The organism is Deinococcus sp. (genome assembly GCF_030523985.1).
Taxonomy (GTDB): Bacteria; Deinococcota; Deinococci; order Deinococcales; family Deinococcaceae; genus Deinococcus.
On record NZ_JAUNHK010000132.1, the window covers coordinates 1 to 6,105 of the forward strand.

7 protein-coding genes are annotated in these 6,105 nt (G+C 63.1%); 5 read left to right on the forward strand and 2 right to left on the reverse strand.

Annotation, left to right across the window (positions count from 1 at the left end; translation table 11 throughout):
- Window positions 1-174 precede the first annotated feature (174 nt).
- Window positions 175-582, forward strand: a complete 408-nt coding sequence (locus tag Q4C89_RS13480; RefSeq protein ID WP_303103141.1) for an Imm63 family immunity protein — start codon at window positions 175-177, stop codon at window positions 580-582.
- 33 nt (window positions 583-615) lie between these two features.
- Window positions 616-2,010, forward strand: a complete 1,395-nt coding sequence (fumC, locus tag Q4C89_RS13485; protein ID WP_303103142.1) for a class II fumarate hydratase — start codon at window positions 616-618, stop codon at window positions 2,008-2,010.
- Window positions 2,011-2,147: 137 nt separating this feature from the next.
- Here fumC and Q4C89_RS13490 read toward each other — a convergent pair whose 3' ends face one another.
- Window positions 2,148-2,711, reverse strand: a complete 564-nt coding sequence (locus Q4C89_RS13490; protein WP_303103143.1) for a hypothetical protein — start codon at window positions 2,709-2,711, stop codon at window positions 2,148-2,150.
- Window positions 2,712-2,888: 177 nt separating this feature from the next.
- Between Q4C89_RS13490 and Q4C89_RS13495 the strand changes: the two genes are divergently transcribed.
- The 3 genes from Q4C89_RS13495 to Q4C89_RS13505 are packed head-to-tail and all read left to right on the forward strand — an operon-like array spanning window position 2,889 to window position 4,553.
- Window positions 2,889-3,299: a hypothetical protein gene (locus Q4C89_RS13495; protein WP_303103144.1), complete on the forward strand. Its 411-nt coding sequence runs from the start codon at window positions 2,889-2,891 to the stop codon at window positions 3,297-3,299.
- Window positions 3,296-3,940, forward strand: coding sequence for an aminoacyl-tRNA hydrolase (gene pth, locus Q4C89_RS13500; protein WP_303103145.1), 645 nt, complete (start codon window positions 3,296-3,298; stop codon window positions 3,938-3,940). The genes Q4C89_RS13495 and pth overlap by 4 nt, the downstream gene beginning before the upstream one ends.
- A gap of 52 nt (window positions 3,941-3,992) precedes the next feature.
- On the forward strand, window positions 3,993-4,553 hold the full coding sequence (locus Q4C89_RS13505; RefSeq protein ID WP_303103146.1) for a DUF4126 domain-containing protein: 561 nt from the start codon (window positions 3,993-3,995) through the stop codon (window positions 4,551-4,553).
- Window positions 4,554-4,668: 115 nt separating this feature from the next.
- Here Q4C89_RS13505 and lpdA read toward each other — a convergent pair whose 3' ends face one another.
- Window positions 4,669-6,072: a dihydrolipoyl dehydrogenase gene (lpdA, locus tag Q4C89_RS13510; protein ID WP_303103147.1), complete on the reverse strand. Its 1,404-nt coding sequence runs from the start codon at window positions 6,070-6,072 to the stop codon at window positions 4,669-4,671.
- Between the last annotated feature and the right edge of the window lie 33 nt (window positions 6,073-6,105).

A 6,105-nucleotide genomic window follows, 5' to 3' on the forward strand; every position in this document is an offset into this window, starting at 1 on the left:
CTCTACAGAACGCGTTCCGTAAGTTAGGGCAAATCGTGTCAGGGAAGGGTGATGGCCCATTCTCTCCAACGGCTGTGCCAGCGCAGACCATCGCTGAGACGGTGGCGAAAGACGGCTAGAAAAGCACTGACCTGCCGCCCCTACCTCGGATGGCATCACCGTACACTCTTAGCTGTGAGACGGCAGTTTCCCCCAGAACTCCAGGTCCGGATAGACCAGCTGAATGCCCGATTGGGAGCCAGCGAGGAGCAACTGGTGCTGGCAGGTCGGTTCAGTGATGAGGGCTTTTTCGTGCGTGAGGAAGGTGGGGAATATCTGCTGTGTTATTTCGAGCGCGGCAAGGTTGACATCCGCCACCGCACCTCTTCGGTGGATGACCTGCTGTACCGCTTTTTCGAGAGCGTGACGGCAAGCATGGCCCTTGCCTACGAACTGCGGCACCGTGTTCCTGGGCAAGACTTCCGGCGTGTGGCTTTCGCGCGGCAAGAAGAACTGTTGGGCGAGATGTTTCCCGAATGGGCCGACAGGTGCAAGCAGGAACATGCGGCGATACTTCGGCAGTCACCCTTTCGCGATGGCTGAACTGGATGGTGGGCGGCGTAAAATAAAGGCGCTATGACCAACATCCGCAAAGAGTCCGACACGATGGGCACCCTTGAGGTGGACGCCAGCCGATACTGGGGCGCACAGACCGAGCGCAGCATTCACAATTTCCCGATTGGGCGCGACACCTTCATCTGGGGCCGCCCCGTCATCAAGGCGCTGGGCATCCTGAAAAAAGGCGCGGCGCAGGCCAACGCCGAACTGGGCGAACTGCCCCAGGATATTGCTGACCTGATCGTGCAGGCTGCCGACGAAGTCATTGCGGGCAAGCTGGACGATCACTTCCCGCTGGTGGTGTTCCAGACCGGCAGCGGCACCCAGAGCAACATGAACTCCAACGAGGTCATCAGCAACCGCGCTATCGAGCTGGCGGGCGGCGAAATGGGCAGCAAGTCGCCCGTTCACCCCAACGATCACGTGAACCGGGGCCAGAGCAGCAACGACACCTTCCCCACCGCCATGCACATCGCCGTGGTGCTGGAACTCAACGAGCGGCTGTACGGCGCTGTCGGCAAGCTGCGCGACACGCTGGATGCCAAAGCCAAGGAGTACGACGGGCTGGTCAAGGTGGGCCGCACCCACTTGCAGGACGCCACCCCCATCACGCTGGGGCAGGAAATCGGTGGCTGGGTCGCCCAACTGGACTACGCACTGGCCGAGGTCAAGCACGCGGGTGAAGGGCTGCTGGAACTCGCCATCGGCGGCACGGCGGTAGGCACGGGCCTGAACGCGCACCCCAAATTCGGTGACCTCGCCGCGCAGAAATTCAGCGAAGAAACGGGCTACAAGTTCCGCTCCGCCGAGAACAAATTCGCCGCGCTGAGCGCGCACGACGCGCTGGTGCAGACCTCCGCCGCGTTGCGTACCCTGGCGGGTGCCCTGATGAAGATGGCGAACGACGTGCGCTGGCTGGCCTCTGGCCCCCGCAACGGCATCGGTGAAATCAACATCCCCGAGAACGAACCCGGCTCCAGCATCATGCCCGGCAAGGTGAACCCCACGCAAAGCGAAGCCATGACGATGGTCGCCACCCGCGTTTTCGGCAACGACGCCACCGTCGCCTTTGCGGGCAGCCAGGGCAACTTCCAGCTCAACGTGTTCAAGCCCGTGATGGTCCACGCCGTGCTGGAAAGCATCCGCCTGATTAGTGATGCTTGCCTCGCGTTCAACGACAACTGCGCGGTGGGTATCGAACCCAACGAGGCCAAGATCAAGGAAAACCTCGACAAGAACCTGATGCAGGTCACGGCGCTGAACCGTCACATCGGCTACGACAAGGCCGCCGCCATCGCCAAGAACGCCCACAAGAAGGGCCTGAGCCTCAAGGAATCGGCGCTGGAACTGGGGTACGTCACCGAAGAAGAATTCGCCCAGTGGGTCGTGCCGCTGGACATGACGCACAGCTAAAGTCCAGACCTGTACGAGGGTCTCAGGGTCGGAGGGTTGAGGGAGAGTGGTTTCCCTGGCCCTCCGGCTTTTTCTCAGTCAGTAAAGAAGCCGCCTGAGCAGGGCCCAAGCGACTCAACGAAATGGCGGAAAGGGCTTTAGCCTACGGTGACGTCCTTGGCCTGGGCTGCATGGCGCAAGCCGAGCACGGCGAGCAGCGTCATGATGGCCGCGCCGACGAAGGATACGATAGAAGCGGTGCGGGCGATGTTGCCCATCGTGTCGAAGGCGTAGGCGTTGAGCAGCATGCCGCGCAGGGTGTTGCCCATGAAGAGGCTCTGGCGCAGCTCACCGAGTTTCTGGGCTTCTTCAGTGGTCTTGTCTTTCATCCGCATGTATTCGCCCGAGACTTCCTCATAGGTTTTGCCCTGCGACGAGGCGTTCATATGCGCCAGGATGTAGTGGTCGGCAAAGGCTTTGGCCTGTGCGCCGTTGTTCATGGCTTGCCCGGCGAACGGCTCCAGCGCGGCCTTGTCCGCAGCGGGCAGGCGGTCAAGTGCGGGGCCACTGGGCATGGTGATGTTCTGCGACGTGAGTTGCGACACGACCTCTGCCCGGACCATGTTGTGTGCAGCGGTGAGCAAAATCCCCGCAATCAGGAGTACGGCGGCGAGCGTGAGGCCGATGTAGGAAATCAGACGGTCAAGCAGACTACGACTCATAACAAACCTCCGGTTTCGGGCGATTTGAATGAGGGCTATCAGCAAGGACTACACGGTAAATCACTGTTTGATTCAAACCGCTCTGTAACTTGTTTATACGCCTGGGGTCGTTGAAAGCGAAGAGACAAACGCCCTCTCTCTCGTCCTTTTCACCTCCGAGCGCCTATCCTGAGCCGCATGACTGCCTCCGACGCTGCCATTCGGATCAAACTCGACGCGCTGGCCCAGGCGCTGCGCCACTACCACTCGGCGCTGCTGGACGTGGCCAAAAGTGACTACGAGTTTCTCCACGGCCCCATTGACGGCCCCTACAAGCTCTACAGCCTGGTCATGAACGACCCCGCCTTTCAGTGGCTGCGCCCCGTGTCGGGCCTGATGGCGACGCTGGACGAGGTACTGGACGCGAGGGACAGGACGCTGACCGAGCAGAACGTGACCGACGTGAAATTTGCGCTGGGGCTGCTGTTTTCCGAAACCGACACCAACTTTGCCGAATTCCGCAAAGGCTACGCCCGCGCCAAAGACGACGCCAAAGTGCGCGAAACCGAAGCCCGCTGGCGTGAGATTCTGAACAGCGCCCAGGCATGAAACTGATCGTCGGACTGGGCAACCCAGGCGAAAAGTACGCGCAGACGCGGCACAACGTCGGCTGGCTGGTGCTGGACGAACTGGCGCGGCGGGCCGGGGGAAGCTGGCGCAAGGACGGCGAGGCCGAGGTGTGCGAGGTGCGGCTGGGCGGGCTGCCCGGCGAAAAGGTGCTGCTGGTCAAGCCACAGACCTTTATGAACACGTCGGGCAAGGCAGTGTGGCCCCTGATGTCCTTTTACAAGCTGGAAGGCGAGGCGCTGCTCGTCGTGCAGGACGACCTCGACAGTCCGTTCGGGCTGCTCAAGTTCCGCATGGGCGGGCGGCACGGCGGGCAAAACGGGGTGCGCGACATCATCGCCCGGCTGGGCCATGACCGCTTTCCCCGCCTGAAAATCGGCATTTCTCGCCCACCCGCCGGACGCGACCCTGCCGACTGGGTGCTGAGCAAATGGCGCGACGAGGAGCGCGACACGCTGAGCGAACTGGTGCGCCTGGGCGTGGGCGCGGCGGAAATGTGGGCGGTGCGGGGGCTGGCCGAAGCGCAGCAGGCGTACAACGGCACCGACCTGCGGCCCAAACCTCCTGCCCCTGAACCCGTTCCCGCCGAAGCTGACGCTGGGCTGGGGGAGCATCAAGACTGACTCAAGGTGAGCCGCGCAACTTTTGGTGTCGGGGGGCGTATTCAGGAGCGGTATGGAACTCTTTTCCGGTCTGCTCTCTGCGCTGGGCCTGTCGGGTGCGGCGGGCCTGAACGCCTATATTCCGCTCCTCATCGTGGGCGGCCTGAATCACTTCGGCTACATGCACCTCAACGCACCGTTCGACATCATTTCCAACCCCTTTTTCATGGTCCTGGTCGGGCTGCTGGCGGTATTGGATTTCGTGGGCGACAAAATTCCCGGCGTGGACCACGCGCTGCATGTGGCGGGGTCGGTCATCAACACGGGGGCGGGCGCGGTGCTGGCAGCCTCGCAGATGGGCGTGGCTGACGTGCCGCCCGCCGTCAGTGCGGTGCTGGGCCTGATGGTGGCAGGCGGTGTTCACGCGACCCGCACGGCGGTGCGCCCGGTGGCGACGGCGACCACAGGCGGCATCGGCAACCCGGTGCTGAGTGCCGCCGAAGACGCGGGCAGCCTGACCCTGAGTGTGCTGGCCGTATTCGCGCCCATTCTGGCGGTGCTGGGCCTGCTGGGACTGGCCGCCGCCGCCTACAGCCTGTGGTCGAAGGTGCGAGGTCGCAGACAGAGGATTTGAGAAGTTGGCAAGGGAAAGCGCCCCGCCGGGCAAACGGGCGGGGCGCTTCCTTTTCGTGGAGAGTGAAGGGGAGAGGGAGAAGGGGGCGACGCTCTCCACCCTCTTCCCTTGACCCTCAGCGATTGATGATGTGAATGGCCTGCTTGTGCGCCGCTTCCGCCGCTTCCAGCATGGACTCGCCCAGCGTGGGGTGCGCGTGGATGGTCAGCGAGATGTCGGTGGCGGTGGCGGCCATTTCTAGGGCCAAGCCCGCTTCGGCCAGCATGTCGGAAGCGTGCGGCGCGACGATGTGGACGCCCAGCACCAGGTCAGTGTCCTTCTCCACGACCATCTTCACGAAGCCGTCGGTGGATTGCAGCGTCATGGCGCGGCCCGAAGCGGCCATCGGGAACACGCCCGTCTTGACTTCGTAGCCCTTGTCCTTGGCTTCCTGCTCGGTCAGGCCCACCCAGGCCAGTTCGGGCGAGGTGTAGACCACGCCGGGAATGGCCACAGCGTCCTGCTCGGCGGGTTTGCCCGCGATGACTTCGGCGGCGACCAGCCCTTCTTTCATGGCCTTGTGCGCCAGCATGGGGTTGCCCGCCACGTCACCGATGCTGAAGATGTGCGGCACGTTGGTGCGCTGCTGCTTGTCGGCGGGAATAAAGCCGCGCTCGGTGACGGTCACGCCCGCTTTTTCGGGGTTCAGGCCATCGGTGCGCGGGCGGCGTCCCACGGCGACCAGCACGCGGTCGAAGACTTCGGTCTTCTTCTCGCCCGTCTTCACGTCTTCGAGTTCCACATGCACGCCATCGGCCTTTTTCTCGGCCTTGTTCGCCTTCATCTGGGTCACGATTTCGATGCCCTGTTTCTTCATGACCTTGGCAAATTCCTTGACGGCGTCGGCATCGGCCCCCGGAATCACGTTCGGCAGGAACTCGATGACCTTCACTTTGCTGCCCAGGTTGTTGTACACCTGCGCGAACTCGAAGCCGATCACGCCGCCGCCCACGCACAGCATCCGGGCGGGCACGGGGTCGGGCATGACCAGTGCGCCGGTGCTGTCCACGATTGTGTCCTGGTCTACGTCCAGCCCGGGCAGCTTGGCGGGGTCGGAACCCGTGGCGATGATGAAGTGGGCGGCGGTGTAGTTCTTGCCGTCCACGCTGACGGTGTGGTCGTCCACGAAACTGGCTTGCCCGGTCAGCAGCGTGACCTTGTTGGCCTTGAGCAGCCCGCCGACGCCGCCCGTGAGCTTCTTGACGATGCTTTCTTTCCAGCCGTTGAGCTTGGCGATGTCCAGGGCTTGCCCGCTGAAGGTCAGCCCGAATTCGGCGGCCTGGTGCGAGGCGTGGACGGTTTCAGCCGCGTGCAGCAGGGCTTTGGTGGGAATGCAGCCCACGTTGAGGCACACGCCGCCCACCGCGCCGCGCTCGACACAGGCGGTCTTGAGGCCGAGCTGGGCCGCACGAATGGCTGCGTGATACCCGCCGGGGCCAGCGCCGATGACCAGCACGTCGAAGTCGTAATTTTGGGTCATGAAGGCAGTCTAACGTCTAGACCTGAGTTGACA

What these genes read in the sequence shown, in the direction of transcription:
- fumC (WP_303103142.1), top strand. Translation starts at nt 616, where the DNA reads ATGACCAACATCCGCAAAGAGTCCGACACGATGGGCACCCTTGAGGTG.
- Q4C89_RS13490 (WP_303103143.1), bottom strand. Translation starts at nt 2,711, where the DNA reads ATGAGTCGTAGTCTGCTTGACCGTCTGATTTCCTACATCGGCCTCACG.
- Q4C89_RS13495 (WP_303103144.1), top strand. Translation starts at nt 2,889, where the DNA reads ATGACTGCCTCCGACGCTGCCATTCGGATCAAACTCGACGCGCTGGCC.
- pth (WP_303103145.1), top strand. Translation starts at nt 3,296, where the DNA reads ATGAAACTGATCGTCGGACTGGGCAACCCAGGCGAAAAGTACGCGCAG.
- Q4C89_RS13505 (WP_303103146.1), top strand. Translation starts at nt 3,993, where the DNA reads ATGGAACTCTTTTCCGGTCTGCTCTCTGCGCTGGGCCTGTCGGGTGCG.
- lpdA (WP_303103147.1), bottom strand. Translation starts at nt 6,072, where the DNA reads ATGACCCAAAATTACGACTTCGACGTGCTGGTCATCGGCGCTGGCCCC.